At 45.3% G+C, this 18,255-nt stretch carries 15 protein-coding genes and 1 tRNA gene; 1 reads left to right on the top strand and 15 read right to left on the bottom strand.

The window, feature by feature from the left end:
- Positions 1–2: 2 nt before the first annotated feature.
- From hemC to AC787_RS22370, 15 genes are all read right to left on the bottom strand, one after another.
- Positions 3–974, bottom strand: coding sequence for a hydroxymethylbilane synthase (gene hemC, locus AC787_RS22440; protein ID WP_054027220.1), 972 nt, complete (start codon positions 972–974; stop codon positions 3–5).
- The gene (locus AC787_RS22435; RefSeq protein WP_054027219.1) at positions 974–1,618 is read right to left on the bottom strand and encodes a bifunctional precorrin-2 dehydrogenase/sirohydrochlorin ferrochelatase; all 645 of its coding nucleotides are present in this window, start codon (positions 1,616–1,618) and stop codon (positions 974–976) included. Before AC787_RS22435 ends, hemC begins: the two co-directional genes overlap by 1 nt.
- 34 nt (positions 1,619–1,652) lie before the next feature.
- Complete coding sequence (gene ccsA / locus AC787_RS22430) at positions 1,653–2,465, bottom strand: cytochrome c biogenesis protein CcsA (protein ID WP_054027218.1); 813 nt, start codon at positions 2,463–2,465, stop codon at positions 1,653–1,655.
- Positions 2,466–2,487: 22 nt separating this feature from the next.
- Complete coding sequence (gene hemA, locus AC787_RS22425; protein ID WP_054027217.1) at positions 2,488–3,870, bottom strand: glutamyl-tRNA reductase; 1,383 nt, start codon at positions 3,868–3,870, stop codon at positions 2,488–2,490.
- Between the two features lie 200 nt (positions 3,871–4,070).
- Positions 4,071–4,469, bottom strand: a complete 399-nt coding sequence (speD, locus tag AC787_RS22420; RefSeq protein WP_054027216.1) for an adenosylmethionine decarboxylase — start codon at positions 4,467–4,469, stop codon at positions 4,071–4,073.
- Positions 4,470–4,750: 281 nt separating this feature from the next.
- Positions 4,751–5,434, bottom strand: coding sequence for a YjgB family protein (locus AC787_RS22415; protein WP_054027215.1), 684 nt, complete (start codon positions 5,432–5,434; stop codon positions 4,751–4,753).
- 171 nt (positions 5,435–5,605) lie between these two features.
- Complete coding sequence (locus AC787_RS22410; RefSeq protein ID WP_054027214.1) at positions 5,606–6,196, bottom strand: hypothetical protein; 591 nt, start codon at positions 6,194–6,196, stop codon at positions 5,606–5,608.
- Positions 6,197–6,408: 212 nt separating this feature from the next.
- Positions 6,409–6,996, bottom strand: a complete 588-nt coding sequence (yihA, locus tag AC787_RS22405; protein ID WP_054027213.1) for a ribosome biogenesis GTP-binding protein YihA/YsxC — start codon at positions 6,994–6,996, stop codon at positions 6,409–6,411.
- Positions 6,993–9,362 (bottom strand): endopeptidase La, encoded by a 2,370-nt coding sequence (gene lon / locus AC787_RS22400; RefSeq protein WP_054027212.1) that lies wholly within the window; start codon positions 9,360–9,362, stop codon positions 6,993–6,995. The genes yihA and lon overlap by 4 nt, the downstream gene beginning before the upstream one ends.
- Before the next feature lie 37 nt (positions 9,363–9,399).
- Positions 9,400–11,103, bottom strand: a complete 1,704-nt coding sequence (gene lonB, locus AC787_RS22395) for an ATP-dependent protease LonB (RefSeq protein ID WP_054027211.1) — start codon at positions 11,101–11,103, stop codon at positions 9,400–9,402.
- 934 nt (positions 11,104–12,037) lie between these two features.
- A complete protein-coding gene (ispG, locus tag AC787_RS22390; RefSeq protein ID WP_054027210.1) occupies positions 12,038–13,147 on the bottom strand; it encodes a flavodoxin-dependent (E)-4-hydroxy-3-methylbut-2-enyl-diphosphate synthase in 1,110 nt (369 codons plus the stop codon).
- A 206-nt stretch (positions 13,148–13,353) separates the two neighbouring features.
- Positions 13,354–14,610, bottom strand: coding sequence for an ATP-dependent protease ATP-binding subunit ClpX (gene clpX / locus AC787_RS22385; RefSeq protein WP_054027209.1), 1,257 nt, complete (start codon positions 14,608–14,610; stop codon positions 13,354–13,356).
- Between the two features lie 16 nt (positions 14,611–14,626).
- The gene (gene clpP / locus AC787_RS22380) at positions 14,627–15,220 is read right to left on the bottom strand and encodes an ATP-dependent Clp endopeptidase proteolytic subunit ClpP (protein WP_053374767.1); all 594 of its coding nucleotides are present in this window, start codon (positions 15,218–15,220) and stop codon (positions 14,627–14,629) included.
- Between the two features lie 228 nt (positions 15,221–15,448).
- Positions 15,449–16,738 carry a trigger factor gene (gene tig, locus AC787_RS22375; protein ID WP_054027208.1) on the bottom strand — a complete coding sequence of 430 codons (1,290 nt, stop codon included), beginning with the start codon at positions 16,736–16,738 and terminating at the stop codon, positions 15,449–15,451.
- Between the two features lie 88 nt (positions 16,739–16,826).
- Positions 16,827–17,732: a hypothetical protein gene (locus AC787_RS22370; RefSeq protein WP_235561093.1), complete on the bottom strand. Its 906-nt coding sequence runs from the start codon at positions 17,730–17,732 to the stop codon at positions 16,827–16,829.
- A 239-nt stretch (positions 17,733–17,971) separates the two neighbouring features.
- Here AC787_RS22370 and AC787_RS22365 point away from each other — a divergent pair.
- Positions 17,972–18,048, top strand: a tRNA-Arg gene (locus AC787_RS22365).
- Positions 18,049–18,255 lie beyond the last annotated feature (207 nt).

The raw sequence follows: 18,255 nt of genomic DNA, 5'->3' as shown, positions 1-18,255 counted from the left end.
CGTCATCCCCCAATTTCAGCTAAAATACGGTCTGCACCGCGTGCTATGAGTGCATCTGCAACATCACGGCCGAGCTGCTCAGGGTCAAACCCCTTCATAACTTCCTTCAGCAACGTTGCTCCATCTGGCGAGCCGACCATCCCCGTCAAGATGAGCTCACGTTTCCCGCTATCGCCTGCGCTCTCTTCACCTAACGTGCAATATGCACCGATCGGCACCTGACAGCCGCCATTCAGTGATCCTAGGAAACTGCGCTCAGCGCGCACTGTAAGCTCGGTTTCATTATCGTTAAGCAGGGAAAGCAGTTCTCGAATCTGCTCATCACTCTCACGGCATTCAATGCCAAGTGCGCCTTGTCCGACAGCAGGCAAGCATATATCAACAGGAATGTTCGCAGATATGCGATCTTCCCATCCCATGCGCTTCAGGCCTGCTGCGGCAAGCACTACTGCATCAAAACCTTCGGTTTCTAATTTGCGAATACGGGAATCAATGTTGCCGCGTATCGATTCAAGCTGAAGATCAGGTCTTGCGTTTTTGAGCTGGCATGACCTGCGCAGGCTGCTCGTCCCTACTCTCGCTCCTAGTGGCAATTCAGACAATCCGCCGCCCTCACGCGTGATAAGGCAATCTCTAGGATCGACGCGTCTTGGAATCGCTCCATTCATTAACCCTTCCGGAAGCTCATAAGGCATGTCCTTCATGCTATGAACTGCTAAATCGATAACACCGTCTACAAGCGCTTGTTCAATTTCCTTCACGAATAGCCCTTTTCCGCCTACCTTTGACAGCGTAACATCGAGTATTCGATCACCTTTTGTTACGATCTTCTTCACTTCAAACTTATAATCAAACCCATGCTTTTCACTTATGCGAGTCAGCTCATCGATCACTTGTCCGGTTTGTGTAAGCGCAAGTGCGCTTTGCCTTGTTCCTACGACGATAACTCGTTGTCCTTTGTTAGCTGTTACCATTATGTAAGCCCCCTGTCTATCCGATGAAGCAAGCTTTGCAGCCATTCATCCATATCAATGTTAATCCGCTTTAGCTGCGCAGCTTCTTCGGCTGCAAGCTTCAACACGGATTGCCTCTCCTGCTCATCAAGCAACCTGTTTAACACTTTTTCCCGGAAGCGACGCAATAGTGCTGTTATTTCTTCGTATTCCGGGCCGTAAAGCGCTTCGAGCTCTTTCTTTATTTGCTGAGACAGCGCAGGGCTTGCGCCCGAGGCCGTAACCGCAAGCAGCAAATCTCCACGCCGCACGATTGAGGGTGAAATAAACGAGCCATTGCCCGCATCATCCACCGCGTTTACTAATATGCCGAGTCGATCTGCTGTCGCCGCTATCGCTGCATTTAAACGTTTATCGTTTGTTGCCGCAAATACTAGCCATGCACCAGATAAATCACTATCAGTGTACTCTCGCTGGGAGCAGTGGATTTTCCCCTCAGCAGCCAAGCTGTCCATTCTCGGAGTAAAAGACGGGCTGATGACCCAGATCTCATCCGCTCCAGCATCCAGCAGCCCAAGCAGCTTGCGCTGTGCAACACTGCCGCCGCCTATAATAACGCAGCGTTTGCCTTTAAGCTGCATGAAGATTGGATATAAACCATTCACTTCTGTCCATGCCTCCCAGCCGTCATTTATTTCGTTAATGAAAGGAGGAGAAATAATTAGTAAATAAATTTAGAAGTAGCAATCCGAACGAAAGAATATAAAAGCGGGCTAATTGCAGTCCAGGGCGCTTGAGCGTCGCCCTTTGGTACACATAAATAATGTACATGATTAGTGTTCCGAATGAAGACAATACCTTCCAGTCGACCAGCAGTGCAAAACGTCTTTCGACGAGTATGGATGTCACCGCAATGGCAAGAGACATGGCAAACAAAGGAACCCCAACAATAACTGCTCGATCTCCGTAACGCTCAATCAGATCCAAGCTCGGCAATCTGCGTACAAAGTTTGACCAACGCTTTCGTTTCAACTGGTTATGCAAGAACAAATACATGCCAGCGAACAAAGCGCCTATTGTTAAAGCGGCATACGCAAGAAGAACGAGACTGATATGGATGTATAATAGCTCTCTTGTCGTTTCCCAAACTCTAAGCGACTCCCCATCTCCAGAATTACTGTATAGGTTGAGCGCTAACACCGCAAATCCAACGACATTGACAAAAAACACGATAAAATCAATTTTTATAAAACGGCTGATTACTAACGATATGGTAACTAAAAGCCAAGAAAAGCCTAACCAGTATTCAAATGTCGTTACTGCCGTCATTTGTAGGTGAGATACGATGCGAGTCACAAGGTAACCAGTCTGTAATACCCAAACAAAAATAAGCAGCCCTGTACCCATCCGTTTCGCTCTCCGACTTGCATTCATGAAGTCGGAGAAATAAAACAGTAGGCTCAGGGCGTAAATATAAAGTATCGCATCATATAAAAAGTTTTGCGTCTCCATAGCTCCTCCACCTAGCAGCCCTCTATCTTGTAATAGGTGCTAATACCGCCGCAGCTGCATGGGGTTGAACATTTTTCTTTTTTGCAGCAGCGACAGTATCTGTTGCCGCTTCAAGCTCCGCTTGACGCGTTTTAGCAAGACCTTCCTCGAGCGCGAACAGCTTAACGAACATATCCATCGCTTCGTCTGCTCGTTTCTCGCCGGCCATTTCTTTAATTCGCAAAATTGGATCCTGCATCATTTGGTTAACGATGCTTTTGGTAAGCTTACGGATAACCTTCAGTTCATGTTCACCGAGATCAGGCAATTTATTCGTCAAGCTATTCATCGTTTCCTCGTGAATGCCTGCTGCTTTCGATTGCAAGGTTCGAATAAGCGGAACTACGCCTAACGTTTTGTACCACTGCTCGAACACTTCGATTTCTTCGGTAATCATCGCTTCAATTTTGGCAGCCTCTTGACGTCGATGCGCGAGGTTGCTCTCCACAATACCTTCTAAATCATCAATATCGTATAAGAATACATTATCAACTGCAGCAATCGAAGGATCCAAATCACGCGGAACCGCAATATCGATCATAAAGAGAGGTTTCGCTTTCCTTCGCTGCATAGCTGCTGCAACTTGCTTGCGCGTTAACACATACTCGCTCGAGCCTGTTGAGCTAATAATAATGTCTGCTTCATGAAGTCTATCCACTGCTTCTTCCATCGACCATGCGATCCCGTTAAACTTGTCTGCCAGCTGCGTCGCCCGCTCATAAGTCCGATTTACGACAACGACTCTGTCAGCGCCATTCGTGTACAAATGTTTGGCAGTAAGCTCGCCCGTTTCACCCGCACCGATGACCATAACCGTTTTTTTGTTGAATTGCCCAAAAATCCGTTTCCCAAGCTCAACAGCAGCGTAGCTCACAGAAACAGCAGATTCGCCGATCGACGTTTCGGAATGGGCACGCTTGGCCATCGTAACACCCTGTTTAAACAACATATTAAAAACAGTACCCGTCGTCTTCTGTTGCTGAGCGAGCTGAAAAGCTGTTTTTACTTGCCCCAAAATTTGTGTTTCACCGATGACCATGGAATCAAGTCCGCTCGTTACACGGAATAAATGCTCAATCGCCTTCTCGTCCTCGTACATATATAAATGGTTGGTGAAGTGCTGCCTAGGCAGCTTGAACCACTTCTCCATAAAGCTTCGAATATAATGCCCGCATAGATGGTGCCTGTCTACAACTGCATAAAGCTCCGTCCGATTGCAGGTCGCTACTATGACACATTCCATTATGCTTTGTGTCTGAATGAGTTGTGTTAATGCTTCCGGCAAATCCCGTTCTGCGAACGCAAATTGTTCTCTTACTTCTACGGGAGCCGTTCGGTAATTCAGTCCTACTGCGATAATGTGCATGCGCGGTCACCTGCCTCCTTCTTCCTAAGCGTATCAGCCATTGATGTTATCGATAATTATAGCATAGTAAAACATTCAGATAATGTTCATTTATGAATAATATTTGAAAAGTACAGACTCATTATTCCCTTTTACTACAAAGAAATAACCATGGATACCATCCATGGTTATTTCGCTATGAGCAATAAGTTTTAAAGCTCTTAAACGAGCTCAGTTTGTTTCATTTTTGGCTCTTCTACTTGCAGTTCGCCCATACCGCGTACAAGCTTCTTCGCATACGTCGCTTTTGGCTTCAGTACAGCGAGCATGTAGTCGATCGCAAGCTGAGGATCTACAGTTTCGCCGCAAGTATAACAATCAAGCGCAGCAAAACCTCTCTCAGGATACGTATGAATCGAGAGGTGACTCTCCGACAGCAGCACGAGCACAGTTGCGCCTTGAGGATCGAATTGTTTGGCTTGAACCGACAATACAGTAGCACCACATGCTTCAGCAGCCTCTACCATGTGTGATTGCAAAAATTCAGCGCTGTTCAGTAGATCAAAGTCTACACCCCAAGTATCAACAGCAACGTGTCTTCCGAAAGTTGAGTATTCCATCTTCCGGTTCCCCCTTCCTAGGAATAAAATGTTTGAAAAATTTCATCCGCTAGGACCTACGTCATTCACTTCTCGAGGGATTAATCTCTCGCAACATAACAATGTCCTGAGTGAATCCTGGTTCCTATTATTAACATCAACAATCTTTTCAACGAGAATAAAAATAACATCTATCTGGGATAATTGCAATACTTTTTTTCTAAAGGATGGAAATAACCTTTCATTACCAGCCCCGTTCTCAATGTATGACGTTGCAGCTTATCTCGCAATGGGCGGTGTGGTTATCCCGCCATATTATTTTTTGCATCCTGTGGACAGTATACCGAAATATGATCAACCTTGCCTGTAGCTTCAGCCATAATAAATTTAAGCTGGTATTGATCGTTAACCTCATAGGTATAAATGGCGTCCGTACCGTTAACCGTTTCTTCATCAGCAGACCCAAGCGCAATCTCAATATCTTTCAAAGTAATGCCTTGAAGCTTTTCCGAATAAGATCTTACATCAAAGACAAGCATGCCTTTGTTATATCCAAATGTAATTCCTTTATCTTTGTAGGTAGCATAAATCCCTTTTCCAGCGGCTTCATTGGTATCAGGTTTGCCCCATTTTTTCTCAATCTCATCATATAGTGCGATATGGGCAGCATAATCAGAGCCTGGAACTTTACCTTCTTTCGCAAGCTTATAGACCGAACTGATCGTTTCACCGACCTCAGAGCCGCTAGACGGCTTCCCACTGTCGTTACTACCTGGCTTCTCATCAGGCTGCTCAGAAGGCAAGGCACTTGGTTGGGCGCTCGGTGAGGGCGATGTACTTGTCTCTGGCTGCCCACTTGGTATTTCCGTTGCCGGCGGTGGCGCTTGATCCGCTCCTGTATCCTTATTGCTGCATGCCGTTAAAGATAATGCAATCGCAAATGAAATTCCGATTGCAAACTGTTTAAATCGTTTGGTTTGATTCATTCCTGCTCATCTCCTTGTTGTATAAAAATACTAAGATGCCATTCAATTGCCTTACCCTGCTACTAACTGCTTAAGCGTTCAAAATGTTGCACATTTCACAAATGTAAGATATTGAAAACAAAAAAAAGAAGCTGCAGCAGCAGCCCCTTTATACATAATATCCTACACGTATTAAGCTTCTAGGATGAAGAGCTTACGAGTCAAATCCGTTAGGCGTTCATCAATTTTCGTGATTTCCTCTGCATCCTTAGTCTGGTTGCGAAGGTCAAGCAATTCATTGACTGCATTGCTTATCAATCCGATTTCCCGCTCGATCAGACGACTGCGGAATACTCTCTCCAACTGGCCGAGTGTATCCTTGAATTCGAATACAATACGGTCTCCCGTGCTCGAGCTTTCGACAATTTGGTGAACGGAACCATTCTTATAATGATAGATCATCGTATAATGACTGTAGATTCGGTTGACGATCGCGTTGCCGCGGAAAGCAGAAAGTGCTTTTCGCATAGCATTGGTCAGCCTCGGTTGCACAAGACGGCAAGATAATACGCACACATAATAGTCTTGTTGACGTTCAAAGGTTAGTCGGACTTCTTCCCTCCCTGCTACATCTTCGAGAACGAGCTCCTGATTTCCATTGTCGAGCACCAACACCTGAAGGTGTATTTGTTGCTCTTCAAATGAACGGATAAACTCAGCCATCTCTTCATTCGTCAATTGCAGTTTGGCATTTACATACTCTGTGGCTAGCCGCTTAGCCATAAAAATCTCCTCAATTCTTTGAACTTGCACGCTTTGGTCTTTAACTCTGGTCTTGTTGCTTAAGTATATTATACGTGATCTGATCATTTTATTCCTGTCGTTCATCCCCGATATTCTCGCATATTCCACAAAATAACGGTAGAATTCACGAGGAGAGCCGACTATTTCACTAAATCCTCTGATTTATAGAATAACTTGCTGGTCTTGCTACCTCATGTAGCAATCGCATCGGTAATGATGTCCCACAGTTGTTCGCGTCCAAGCCCTAATTCGGAGGAAAATAATACGACGGAATCGCTTGGATCGACCTCAAGCGTTTTTTTGATCATTTTAATATGCTTGTCCCATTTCGACTTCGGAATTTTATCCGCCTTGGTCGCAACGACGCATGTTGGGATTTCATAATGCTTCAGCCATTTGTACATTTGTTGATCCAGCAGAGACGGTTCATGACGAATATCGATAACTAGCAGCTGAAGCTTAAGCGGCTCACGGTCACGGATATAACGTTCAATCATTTCGCCAAACTGCAAGCGCTGAGTCTTCGAAACCTTCGCATAGCCGTACCCGGGAAAATCAACCAAATAAATAAGGTCATTAACACGGTAGTAATTAAGCTGCTGCGTTTTACCTGGCTGCGAGCTCGTTCTAGCTAAGTTTTTGCGTAAAATAAGTTTATTGATCAATGAAGATTTTCCGACATTCGAACGCCCTGCCAGAGCTATCTCTGGCAAGGCGTCCTCTGGGTATTGATGTGGTTTTACTGCACTGATGATAAATTCTGCTTGTGTAATTTTCATAAAATCGATGTACCTGCTTTCTCTTCCGTTTGAACCGGAAGCAACGCATGCTGCAGCACTTCATCCATATGACTGACAGGAAAAAATTGCATATCATGACGTACGCTATCGGGAATATCCCGTAGATCCCGTTCATTTTCTTTCGGCAACAATATTTTGCGAATGCCCGCGCGATGTGCTGCCAGCGACTTTTCTTTCAAACCTCCAATCGGAAGCACGCGGCCTCTGAGCGTTATTTCACCCGTCATCGCCACTTCCTTATCCACATAGCGGTTTGTAAGAGCTGAAATAAGCGCTGTCGCAATCGTAATGCCGGCTGATGGTCCGTCCTTAGGAATCGCACCCTCTGGAATATGAATATGAATATCGTTTTTCTCATGAAAGCTTGGGTCTATGCCCAGCTCAATTGCTTTCGAGCGCGTATAACTGAAAGCCGCTTGCGCAGATTCCTTCATGACATCACCTAGTTTACCAGTTAACGTTAGCTTTCCGCTACCCGGCATCACCGTTACTTCAATGACAAGCGTATCTCCGCCTACCTCAGTCCACGCAAGACCAGTAACCGCTCCGATCTGATTTTCGCTTTCAGCTAGGCCATAACGGAACTTCGAAGGTCCCAGCCATTCTTTAAGCTGCTCACTTGTAACCTCAAATGGCTCGGTGGATTCCGTCTGCTCACTTGCAACAAATCGCTTCGCTGCCTTACGGCACACTGCTGCAATCTGCTGCTCTAGGTTACGAACGCCGGACTCCCTCGTGTATTCCCTAATCAGCTGCAGCAACACCTCTTCTGAGACGATAAGCTGTTCCTCGGTCAAGCCATGTTCTTTTTTCTGCTTAGGCAAAAGATAGCGGTTTCCGATTTGCAGCTTCTCAAGTTCCGTATAACCTGGAATATACAAGACCTCCATCCGGTCAAGCAGCGGACGAGGAATATTGTGCATCGCATTAGCGGTTGTTACGAACATCACATTTGATAGATCGAATGGAACTTCTACATAATGATCGCTGAACGTGTTGTTTTGTTCTGGATCGAGTACTTCTAGAAGCGCTGAAGCTGGATCCCCGCGGAAATCCATCGCCATTTTATCAATCTCATCAAGCAAAAATACTGGATTCGAAGAACCCGCAGTCTTCATGCCCTGAATGATTCTGCCCGGCATTGCACCTACATAAGTACGCCTGTGACCGCGAATTTCCGCTTCATCACGTACGCCGCCAAGCGAGATACGCACAAACTTGCGACCCAGCGATTTGGCGATTGAACGGGCAAGCGACGTTTTACCAACACCCGGCGGGCCTACCAAGCAAAGGATTGGACCCTTTAGCTGCTTGACTAGCTTCTGTACCGCCAAATATTCAAGCACTCGCTCTTTCGGCTTCTCTAGACCGTAATGGTCATCATTAAGAATCGCTTCTGCTTTGCTCAAGCTTAAATCGTCTTCGGTTGTTTTGCTCCAAGGCAAGGATAGCAGCCAATCGATATAATTGCGAATGACGCCTCCTTCCGCAGAGGTAGACGGCATTTTCTCGAGGCGATCAATTTCCTTCTCGATCTTCTCTTTCACTAATTCAGGTACGCCTGCTTCGGCCAGCTGCGCACGCAGCTCCTCGACCTCGCCTGCGCGGCCTTCCTTCTCGCCGAGCTCCTTCTGGATCGCCTTCATTTGCTCACGCAAATAATATTCCTTCTGCGTCTTCTCCATCTGTTTCTTGACGCGTTGGTTTATTTTTCGCTCGAGCTCAAGCACTTCGCGTTCGTTGTTCAAGATGTCGAGCAGCTTCTCCAAACGTGCTCCTACATCGACGGTTTCAAGAATATCCTGCTTATCCTTGATTTTCAGCGAAAGATGACTTGTAATCACATCCGCTAGGCGGCCCGGATCATCAATATCGGATACCGCCGCGTATGTTTCAGGCGTAACCTTTTTAGATAATGAAATATAATGCTCGAATTGACTTAAGACGGAGCGCATAAGCGCATCTACCTCAGGATCATCCGTCTCCTGCTCTGGCAATTCTTTTACAGATACTTCGTAAAACTCGTCATTTGGCAAATAGTCCAAAATCTCCGCACGCGAAACACCCTCCACCAGCACACGGATTGTGCCGTTAGGCAGCTTCAGCATTTGCCTTACCTTCGCAATGGTGCCGACTTTATATATATCTTCCTCTGTCGGCTCCTCAATGTTCACTTCAGACTGTGAACAAAGCAATATCATATGATCTTCGACCATCGAGCGCTCTAACGCTCGAACCGATTTGTCCCTACCCACATCAAGGTGGAGCACCATGCTGGGATAAACGAGTAGCCCTCTAAGCGGAAGCAAGGGCAGCCGACGACCTTTCGATTTATTAGGTCCCACACCAGCACCTCCAATTGTTTACGTCTAACCTAGTTTATCATTCTACGGAATCAGCCTGCAAATACGGAACAGGTGAAGCGATAAAAAGATCAGTCCCAAGCGGAGCTTCAACCCGCACAGGGGATACTTCAGCATCTGGGAATACGTACTTGAACACTTCTTCCACTTTTTCGACAGGAATGACCTTAAGACCTTCCAAGTCTGCAAAAATCGCTTGCCAGTTCTCTCTCGGGATAATGACCGTTTTTGCACCAGCTTGAAAAGCTGCCTCAACTTTAGCTAATACGCCGCCAACAGGTTTTACGTTCCCATGAATGCCAACTTCTCCGGTCATGGCCAGCTTATTATCGATCGGAATGCCTTTAATCGCTGATGTTATGGCTGTTGCCATTGCGATACCGGCAGATGGTCCATCAATCGGTGTACCGCCCGGGAAGTTGATATGCAAGTCAAAATCTTGCGGGTTAAGTCCGATGCGTCTCAAAACCGTAATTACGTTTTCCACCGAGCCCTTTGCCATACTCTTTCTTCTTAGCGTCCGCGATCCTCCGCCAAGTTCTTCCTCGTCTACAACCCCTGTAATTGTAAACAGACCTTTGCCGGAAGCAGCAGGAATTGCGCTTACTTCAATTTCGAGCAGTGTGCCCATATTCGGACCGTACACAGCTAGACCGTTTACGAAACCGATTTGCGGCGCATCCGGCACCTTGCGGTCAGGACGTGGTGGAATTTGACTGCTATTTACAACCCATTCAATATCACCCGCAGAAATGGTATCCCTTTTCTCGGATAGCGCCACACCTGCTGCTAACTGTATAACATTGACTGCTTCACGTCCGTTAGTCGCATAGCGTTTGACGACATCTATCGCTTCAGGACAAGGTGCAAAGCCTATTTTCTTCACTGCGTTTTCTGCTACTAAAGCAATCTCGTCAGCAAGCAGCGGACGGAAGAACACCTCCATACAGCGCGAACGGATAGCAGGCGGAATTTCCTGTGGTGAACGTGTAGTTGCACCGACTAAACGGAAATCAGCAGGCAGGCCATTTTGGAAAATATCATGAATATACACCGGTATATTCGAATCTTCCGAATTATAATACGCGCTCTCCAGAAACACTTTGCGGTCTTCTAGTACTTTTAACAATTTATTCATTTGAATCGGATGCAATTCACCTATTTCGTCAATAAACAAGATTCCTCCATGCGCCTTCGTAACAGCGCCCGGTTTCGGCTGCGGGATGCCGGCTACGCCCATTGCGCCTGCTCCCTGATAAATAGGGTCATGAACCGAGCCGATTAATGGATCAGCTATTCCGCGTTCATCAAACCTTGCCGTTGTCGCATCGATCTCCGTAAATTTCGCCTCTGGCAAAAACGGCGAGGAAGGATTTTTTTTGGCTTCCTCCAGCACGACACGCGCTGCAGCTGTCTTCCCGACGCCCGGTGGACCATAAATGATGACATGCTGCGGGTTTGCGCTGCACAGCGCCGCTTTTAAGGCACGCAGACCATCACGTTGACCAACGATGTCCTGCATCGCCTGCGGCCTCGTCTTCTCCGACAGAGGCTTCGTAAGCGATACGCTTCTTAGCTTTCTAAGCTTATCCATCTCCTTGCGAGACTCGCGATCAACGGCTGAGCGGTTCGTCTTCTGATTGCGCAGCAAATTCCAGAAATACAAGCCGATAACGACTGCAAAAAACACTTGAATAAACATTAATACAACACTTAAACTCATTAGTAATCCGCTCCTTTCAAGCGTAAACGGCTGAAACCGTCAAAATAGTGTAAGCTCGTTTCGCGTAGAAATATAAGCTTTCATGAAAATGATCATTTATTTTCATTCTTATATTTCAAGCGTATACGGCTGAAGCCGATTAAATTGTGTAAGCTCGTTTCGCGTAGAAATATAAGCCTGATTTGAAAATATCAGTTATACTTTCATGCTTATATTTCAAGCGTTAACGGCTGTGTTGCCGACTAAATTGTGATTGTCATTTCCCCGAGGAATATAATCCTTAAATGGAAATAAAAACTTAATTTTTCTTTCATTTTTATACCTTTCTTGCTAAACAACGCGCAACATTCACGTAAATGCAAGAAGGACTTAAGAAAAGAACTTAGACCTTCTTAGATGATTTCAATGAACATAGCCATCCGTTATAAGCATGCGTATAAAATAGTATTGCCTCTACGATGTGGGAATAACCGTTATTGCTGTTATTTTTCACAAGCAATTCTCTTCATTTTGATGCGACGGGTATTTAAAGGAGAAATTACTTTATCGCAGCTTGTCACTTATGAAAATATCGTATGGTCACACATTGTACAAAGTACAATAGAAACCTGACATCACACTCAGAATAGGATGCTACATTGCAGAACTGCAACAGAAACTTTGTCAAAGTGGAAAACGAGATGGAATAGAGTGATTCTATTGTAAAAAATACAATGCAGCTCGATAGAAAGTGGTTCGCGAGTTATTCTGCTGCAAAAACTACAACGTAGTTAACAAGCTGCTGAATAATAGACTCTATAGCACACAATGGCAATTGATCAGCAGGAGAAATGTTTGTTTGCAATGTATACTCATATCATTCTTTCTCTTTAATCAACAAAAAAGAGGCTTACTCACGCCAATAAATGGCGTAAATAAACCTCTTCCTAAATGATTATGCTGGTGTATGATGCTTGCGGCCAGGTATTTCACCAGTCGCTTCAAATACGCGTACGATTTCGTCAATTTCCTTTTTCAGCTCAGACAGCAATTCAGCCTCAGGCACTTTGCGGATCAGCTCTCCGTAACGGAATAGCATTCCCTCGCCTCTAGCGCCTGCAATGCCGATATCCGCTTCACGAGCCTCGCCTGGACCGTTTACCGCACAGCCAAGCACAGAAACCTTGATTGGCACTTTAATTTTTGAAATATAATCTTCAACCTCATTCGCGATTGAAAACAGATCGATATCCAGTCGTCCGCAAGTAGGGCAGGATACAAGCGTTGCAGCATTCGTAATCAAGCCGAAGGTTTTTAGCAGCTCACGAGCAACCTTCACTTCTTCTACTGTGTCAGCGCTAAGACTGATTCGCAGCGTGTTGCCAATGCCGAGCGCAAGCAATGCGCCAATACCTGCAGAGCTCTTAATCGTGCCTGTATGCAGCGTTCCAGCTTCTGTGATGCCAAGGTGAAGCGGATACTTGATGACTTTAGCCGCCATCGAGTACGCAGCAATTGCCATCGGAACATCAGATGCTTTGAGCGATACGATAATATCGTGGAAATCAAGCTCCTCCAAAATACCGATATGGAAAAGCGCGCTTTCTACCATAGCTTCCGGCGTCGGATAACCGTACTTTTCTAGCAGATGATTTTCTAACGAGCCCGCATTAACGCCTATACGAATAGGAATGCCTTTTTCCTTACAAGCCTTAACAACCGCTTCAATGCGTTCGCGGCGACCGATATTGCCCGGATTAATCCGTACTTTGTCGATGCCGTTCTCGATAGCAAGCAGTGCCAAACGATAGTCAAAATGAATATCCGCTACAAGCGGAATATGAATGCGTTTCTTGATCTCTTTGATGGCTTCAGCCGCTTCCTTGTTGTTGACAGTAACCCGGACAAGCTGGCAGCCAGCTTCTTCAAGTCCTAGTATTTCCGCAACAGTAGCTTCGACATCAGCAGTCTTCGTCGTACACATACTTTGAATAATCACTTCGTTACTGCCGCCAATCGTTAGATTGCCGACTTTAACCGGTACCGTATCTTGACGTAAGTACATAAGCTTATCTCTCCCATGAACGGCAAAGTCCACCCTTTGACTGGCGGTTTTGAAACACCGCGCGGCTGGGTGGAAACAATGACGGTAGTCGAGCGTAAACGGCTGCTTCCATTCCATTACAATGTAGCGGCAGCAGCACGTTTCGCGGTCGTATATAAGCTAAGTTATAAGCGTGAGCTTATAGCTTCTTATATTGGAGTGCTAGCTTACGCACTCTCCTCTTTCTTCTTGCTTTTCTTAGATGTAAGTTCAGGCATGATTTTTTCTTGAACAGTCTGCTCTGTAATTAGGCATGTACTTAGATCATCGCGTGATGGTACCTCGTACATAACTTCCAGCATGATGCTTTCGATAATCGCACGCAAGCCGCGAGCGCCGGTGTTGCGCTTGATCGCTTCTTTCGCAATGGCATCAAGTGCAGCTGGTTCGAAATCAAGCTTCACGTTGTCCATTTCAAGCAGCTTCTGATATTGCTTCACAAGCGCGTTCTTCGGCTCGGATAAAATCCGAACGAGTGCAGGCTCATCAAGCGGCTCCAGCGTTGAAATGATAGGCAGACGGCCTACAAACTCCGGAATCAGTCCGAATTTCAGTAGATCCTCCGGCAATACCATCGTGAGGTATTCACCAGCTTTCAGATCCTTCTGCAATTCGCCCGTAGAGCTAAAGCCGATTACTTTCTTACCGATACGACGTTTGATCAAAGACTCGAGGCCATCAAATGCGCCGCCGCAAATGAACAAAATGTTCGTTGTATCGATTTGAATAAATTCTTGATGCGGATGCTTGCGTCCACCTTGCGGAGGAACAGAGGCAACCGTACCTTCCAAAATTTTAAGCAAGGCTTGTTGAACGCCTTCGCCAGAAACATCGCGCGTAATAGATGGATTTTCTGACTTGCGAGCTACTTTATCGATCTCATCGATATAAATAATGCCGCGTTCAGCTTTTTCCACATCATAATCGGCAGCCTGAATGAGCTTAAGCAAAATGTTCTCAACGTCTTCGCCGACATAACCAGCTTCAGTTAGCGAGGTTGCATCCGCAATCGCAAAAGGAACATTCAAAATCTTAGCCATCGTTTGAGCTAGCAACGTTTTACCGGAGCCCGTAGGACCTAGCAGCAAAATATTACTCTTTTGCAACTCTACGTCTTCGATTTTGCTTCCGGAATTAATCCGTTTGTAATGGTTATATACCGCTACAGACAACGATTTTTTCGCAAATTCTTGACCGATGACATAAGAATCCAGAATAGCCCGGATATCTTTCGGTTTCGGAATATCCTTAAGATCAAGCTCTTCCTCATTGCCGAGTTCTTCCTCAACAATTTCGGTACAAAGCTCAATGCACTCATCGCATATATAGACGCCAGGACCGGCAACCAATTTACGTACTTGATCCTGCGATTTACCGCAGAAAGAACATTTCAACTGGCCTTTTTCGTCGTTGAATTTAAACATGTAATCACCCCTTCGATTAAATCGTCGATACCGGTGCTGTAATCACCTTGTCAATCAATCCGTAGGCAAGAGCCTCTTCCGCGCTCATGAAATTGTCACGGTCGGTATCTCGGTCGATTTTTTCATAAGGCTGTCCGGTGCGGTCTACGTAAATTTGATTCAGCTTTTGTTTCGTTTTCAAAATCCAATCTGCGTGGATTTTGATATCAGATGCTTGACCACGAACACCGCCAAGCGGTTGATGTATCATGACCTCTGCGTTAGGAAGCGCAAAACGCTTACCCTTCGCGCCCGCTGTAAGAAGTAGCGAGCCCATGCTTGCTGCCATGCCCATACAAATCGTGGACACCTCAGGCTTAATATATTGCATCGTATCAAAAATACCCATTCCCGCAGTCACGGAGCCGCCGGGAGAGTTAATGTATAGATGAATGTCTTTCTCTGGGTCGTCGGCCGCCAGAAACAGCAGCTGTGCAATGATGGAGTTTGCAACATCATCATCGATTGCGCTCCCAAGGAAAATGATACGGTCCTTCAGCAAACGGGAGTAAATATCGTAAGAACGTTCCCCGCGATTCGTTTGTTCGACTACGATCGGTACTAGATTCATGCGACCAACCTCTTTTCGTTTATGACTTTGGTTACTTACTTATTGTAACACGTCATCGTATTCATGTCATTTTTCCAATAATACATTATACGACGCCGGCCGTTCGATATGTACGGAGTTTAGCCTCCAAAACAAGCACATTTTCATATGTAGGGTCAAAATAAGGCACGTATCAACGACGTGCCTTATCCTGAGTCATGCATTTATTCTATTATTCGTATGTCGCTATTAAACAGCTTTGCTGTTTTCAAGCAAGAATTTAATTGTTTTGCGAAGAGCGATATCCTCTTGCAAGCTGTTAAGATTTCCGTTTTTCTCAAAAATCTCGCGAAGCTCTTCAGAAGGACGGTTGTATGATTTGGACAGCTTCTCAAGCTCTTCATTCAAATCTTCGTCGTTTGCAACGATGTTTTCTGCTTTAGCGATTGCATCAAGCACAAGGTTGTTGCGAACGCGTTTCTCAGCATCTCCACGCATTTGATCGCGAAGAACGGATTCGTTTTGACCGGAGAATTGGAAGTAAAGATCCATGTTCATACCTTGCATTTTAAGACGATTCTCGAAATCTTTGATCATGTAATCTGTTTCAGACACGATCATCGGCTCTGGAATTTCAACGTCTGCTGCTGCAGTAGCTTTATCAACAACCGCTGTTTCACGAGCTTGCTCGCCTTCTTGGTCTTTGCGCTCTTTTAGTTTGCTAACGAGATCCTGCTTGTACTCTTCAAGCGTATCGAACTCACTTACGTCTTTTGCAAACTCATCGTCTAGAGCTGGCAAGCTTTTGCGTTTGATTTCATGAAGCTTCACTTTGAACACAGCAGGCTTGCCTGCAAGGTGCTCTGCATGGTAGCTCTCAGGGAAATTAACTTCAATGTCCTTGAAGTCGCCGATTTGCATGCCAACCACTTGCTCTTCGAAACCAGGAATAAAGGAATTCGAACCAAGCTCTAGTGAATAACGCTCGCTTGCTCCACCTTCAAACGCTTCGCCGTCTACATAACCGTCGAAATCGATAACTGTGATGTCGCCATTAGCTGCTGCGCCTTCTTCAACAACAGTAAGCTCAGCATGACGTTGTTGCAAACGCTCAAGTTCAGCTGCGATTTCTTCTTCTGTAACTTCAGCAACAACCGATTCAACTTCCAAGCCTTTGTATTCGCCAAGTGTAACTTCTGGCTTAACGATAACTTTTGCTTTGAATTTGAATGTTTCACCTTTTGCGAATTGTTCAACATCAATCTCAGGACGGTCAACCGGCTCAAGATTAGTTTCTTTGATCGCTTCGGAATAAGCATCTGGCAACAGGATGTCAATTGCATCCTGGTACAGACTCTCAATACCAAAACGGGATTCGAACATGCCGCGCGGCACTTTACCTTTACGGAATCCAGGTACGTTTACTTTTTGAACGACTTTCTTAAATGCTTGATCAAGAGCAACAGTGACTTTCTCCGCCCCTACCTCCACGTCGATTGACACGATGTTCTTGTCTATTTTTTCCCAAGTTGCTTTCATTTTATGCCTTCCCCTCCAAAAATGCTCATGCATCAGTAGTTATCACGTTTCATAAACCATTCTATTATAAACAAGCTAGCCCAGATTATCAAGACTCTGGTTCATCTTCTCCCGATTGCTGCAGAACGGCAACCTGTCTAAGCGCCTTGCATGCTTGCTCATAACGGAACCTTAAACCTTCGGTAATGCCGTATGTATCACGAATATCGTCATCGTTTGCTGAACCGTAAACTGTAAGAAGCAGCGTCAAATGCAGCGCAGCTGCAAAATAATCAACTGTGTCCTCGTCTTCTCTCAGCATCCAATGATAAGCAGCCGTACCATACAAAAACTGTAAACTTTCCTTCCAAAGCTCTCTAGCAAAATGCGGCAATGTGGGATCATCGACCTCAGCAACCTGCTCTGTCCGCTCCAAAATCCGAATAATGGGTGATGGAAATTCATCCATAGAAAGAGGCGTAGCTTCCAAATCAAGCTCTACCGTTTCACCAAGTCTCTCCAGTGTGAGTGATCCAACTGCACCTCGCTTGCGCAAGCATTGCAGTGCCTTAAACTGAACGACCGGGTGAACTTGCTGGTTCAAAAGCCAATTTTTAATGGACTCATCCATGTCCGGAGCTTGAATATAAGCTGCACGTTCAAGGGCAAGGATTTGCTGGTCGATCATCGGATGATTTTGCATGATGTAGAGTACTTGGTTAACATAAGCCTCATCTTGATCAGGAGGATTAAGAAGCTGCTCGCGAATAGTCGCCTCGTCCTCTTCCTTTTCTCGCTTGGCCAATAGGAATCCCGTACCTTCTTCATCATTTCCTTCTCCAGGAAAAGCCATGTCAAGCCACGTTAGTAAGCTGTCCCACTCTTCATAATGGCGAGCATCCTCGCCCTGGCATTGCAGCAAAAAGCGCAGCAACTCCTTGGCCTCCCCGTATTGTTCCGCTTCCAGCATACGGGTTAACTGTACCTGATAATGGTCCAGCATGCTAGGGAACAAGTAAACGTTATCCTTGTTGTCGCCTTGTGTGTCATTGGGAGTTGTAATGATAACACCGCCTTATGGTCGCGCCTTTTGTTCATTCGGACAATCTTGCGTACGATTATACCATGTACATTCAAAAGAAAAAACAAATGTAGTATTCCGACAACTCATAAATCTTATTTTATAATAAAAAGGATATAAAAACAAAAAAGTGCTTGCAATAAATTAATGATATGTGCTATATTATTTCTTGTGTCCCGGTAGCTCAGCTGGATAGAGCAACGCCCTTCTAAGGCGTCGGTCGGGAGTTCGAATCTCTTCCGGGACGCCATTAAGAATTACCTAGATCATTTTAATGATTTACATAAACCCGCTAAAGCCTTGGTTAACAAGGCTTTAGCGGGTTTTCTTTTGTTTTGCAGATCGTGAGAATACGATAGAATACGATAGGTTTTGATTTTTTTTTGCACTTATTTTACACATTAGGTTTATGTAAGTGACAATAAGAAAAGCCCTTATTTTTTATAAGGGCTCAAAA

Source organism: Bacillus sp. FJAT-28004 (assembly GCF_001280845.1).
Classification (GTDB): domain Bacteria; phylum Bacillota; class Bacilli; order Paenibacillales; family Paenibacillaceae; genus Pristimantibacillus.
The sequence above is the reverse complement of the archived record's forward strand: the minus strand, read 5'-3'. Positions and strand labels throughout refer to the sequence as shown.